The organism is Haloferax sp. s1 (assembly GCF_058382125.1).
Map to the genome: position 1 here is coordinate 423 of NZ_JBZRPK010000484.1, position 642 is coordinate 1,064.

Genomic DNA, 642 nt, shown 5'->3' on the forward strand with positions numbered 1-642 from the left:
CCACACAGAGGCTCGCTCTTCCCTCACACTTATTTTTCCTGCACATCCCGTCGTCGGTGACAGCTCCCACCGCCCTCGTGTGGCTGGTAGTCACCGCGGGGACCCGGGCGGTTACCCCCCCCCCTCTCCCCCCGCCCCCGCCACTGCCGAAGTAGGTTCGGACCGCCGGCGTCTGCACGTAATTGAGGAGCCAAAATCGGTTGTTCCCCGAATCCGCCGTCACAATCGTCTCCTCGTCGACTATCTTGTTGATTTCTGCGACTGCACGCTGTGGGAGAATCGGACGCTGGTCAGAGTCGCACTCAGGAACTGTGAAGTCCGTTCGGGCTTCAGCAGCGCGGTCGACTGCCCAGCCATTCTGTCCGCTTCCTGCGCTGACGAGTGCCGCAAGCGACTGTCCGGCGTCGCCGATAAGGCCGACATCGGCGGGGTAGACCCACCCGGCGTTTCGGGTTTCGATATCAGCGTGGATGATTGCTTGCTCGTCCGGGCGAATGAAACTCGCCGCCTGCCAATTCGTGTCCATCGGATTCATCCGACAGCCCACGACGAGCAGTGCGTCTGCTTCGCTGACCACCTGATTGGCACCTTCGTGTCCGAACGAGCCGGTGACACCGGCGGCCCGGGCGGGTGTCTCCGGCA

At 63.2% G+C, this 642-nt stretch carries 1 pseudogene; it reads right to left on the bottom strand.

Features of this window, described 5'->3' with window-relative positions:
- Nucleotides 1-642: pseudogene (locus QT222_RS07480) on the bottom strand (thiamine pyrophosphate-binding protein); the annotation flags it as partial.